The sequence below is a fragment of the Microcystis sp. LEGE 08355 genome, from assembly GCF_015207185.1.
Classification (GTDB): Bacteria; Cyanobacteriota; Cyanobacteriia; order Cyanobacteriales; family Microcystaceae; genus Microcystis; species Microcystis panniformis.
The window spans coordinates 1-1,914 of sequence record NZ_JADEXI010000756.1; the positions used below are offsets into that span (position 1 = coordinate 1).

The 1,914-nt window shown below is 42.1% G+C and carries 3 protein-coding genes; 1 reads left to right on the forward strand and 2 read right to left on the reverse strand.

Features of this window, described 5'->3' with window-relative positions:
- A partial coding sequence (locus IQ242_RS23725) for a transposase (protein WP_193961643.1) occupies positions 1-535 on the reverse strand: 535 nt, incomplete at its 3' end.
- 211 nt (positions 536-746) lie between these two features.
- Here IQ242_RS23725 and tnpA point away from each other — a divergent pair.
- The gene (tnpA, locus tag IQ242_RS27315; protein WP_193961644.1) at positions 747-1,166 is read left to right on the forward strand and encodes an IS200/IS605 family transposase; all 420 of its coding nucleotides are present in this window, start codon (positions 747-749) and stop codon (positions 1,164-1,166) included.
- Positions 1,167-1,487: 321 nt separating this feature from the next.
- Here tnpA and IQ242_RS23735 read toward each other — a convergent pair.
- Positions 1,488-1,914: S-layer homology domain-containing protein (locus IQ242_RS23735; RefSeq protein ID WP_193961645.1), on the reverse strand; the 427-nt coding region annotated here is incomplete at its 5' end.

The following is a 1,914-nucleotide window of genomic DNA, read 5'->3' on the forward strand; positions in this document are numbered from 1 at the left end:
TTTCTACTCTCTCAATGTCTAAGACAAATTGACAATAAAAGCCATCGGCTCGTTTAATAAGCCTGACTCTTTTGATAGTAGATTTATCGAGAATCTCACGGTTAAAAGTGCCGATTAACTTTAATTTTCCTATCCCTGTTTTATCCGTGATGTGGATAAACTTTTTGTCTTCTATTAGTTTCCAACCAGAAGTTTTGTACTCGACATATCTTGAAATTTTTTTGAATTTGGGATAGCCTTTTTTTGCCAAACCCCTTTGACAATTGTCGTAGAAACGGGATATAGAAAACCAAGCTCTTTCGGCACTTGCTTGACGAGCCATAGAGTTGAGTTTACCGACAAAAGGAAATTCAGGACTATTAGATAATTCGGTAGTTAGCCTACACAAAGTACCATAGTTAACCTGATCTTCTTTGGTAGAGTCCATCCAAAATCTTAGACATTTGTTCCGAATAAACTGTCCCACCCTGATAGCCTCTTGAATGGCTATCTTTTGGGAAGGATTGACTTTTAACTTAAACTCTATGACTCGCATCGATTCGACCTCTCAATGTGTTAAGTAGGGAGGCACAATTATTTGTAGGATGGGTTAGCGGTAGCGTAACATGAACGTAGGTTGGGTTTCATGCTTCAACCGTTCGGCAAAAGCTCACGGCCGAAGCCCAACCTACGTTCATCTTATATTTAATTCCACCGACCCACTTATATTATGAGTATAGTAATTCATTGTAAAAAGTGTCAATAGCATGAAGGCTAATTATTTTAAGACTCGTAGAGCCACTTTTAATCTCACCGTACATATAGTTCTTGTGACAAAATATCATCGGAAAGTATTCCAGAAAAAGCATTTAGAGTTTTTGAGAATAGTTTTTCAAAACATAGCTGAGAAATGGGAGGCGAAGATAATAGAGATTAACGGAGAATCAGACCATATCCATATCCTTCTGACTTACCCACCCCATAAGCTGTTAAGTAGTCTAATCGCTAACTTAAAATCAACTTCTTGCCAGCTGATGTGGGATAACTTTTCAGACCACTTGAAAGAGATATATGGTCAAGATAAGAGAATTTTGTGGACAGGGGCATATTTTGTGGCTAGTTGTGGCGGTGTCACAATAGACCAACTTAAGAAATATGTCGAGAATCAGGATTCCCCTGAATATTAGTTGTGCTTCGCTGTTTTATGCTGGTCGGTTTTTCATCTCGTCAGTGAAACCGAGGGTTCCTTCAAGCCGACATTTAAGGTAAAAATTAACAACCACAATCAGTAATCAGTGATCAGTAATCAGTAATCAGTCATCAGTCATCAGTCATCAGTAATTGGATAATATCTTTAGGCCTTTTTGAGATCAAACAGTGCCGGGCCTGGGAGTGAGCGGGGGGAAAATTCAGGGACTTTTTCCCTGAATTTTAGGTAATTGACCACCCAAAAATGGGTGAAACCCCACAACCTACTCCTAGGAAAAACTTTTTGCCGCAAACCCTACTTATTTTTTGGCGGTTTTAACACAATCGAGGGTACGGACGATCGCAGCAGCCGCATAGTTACGACGGGCGGGATCATTTGGTACAAAAGCACTACCCTGTTCGTTCAAGGGAGAGGCCACACCGCAAAATCCCGACATCTGGGTAATTAAATCGGCGGCCCAATGACCGGAAGTATCGGAAAAATTGACGGGGGTTTTAGTTTGGGCTAAATTGGGGGCTTGTTTTTGCTGAGTTTTCAGGTAGGTGGCGGCCTGTTTGAGAATCGCCATCAATTCGGCCCTGGTGATGGGGTCGGTGGGACGGAATTCGCCGTTAGCTTTGCCGGCAACAATACCATTGGCCCGGGCCCATTGGATTTTTTTGGCACTCCAACGCGTCGCGTCCACATCGTTAAAACTGCCGCTGCCGGGGGGAATCTCTTCTAGG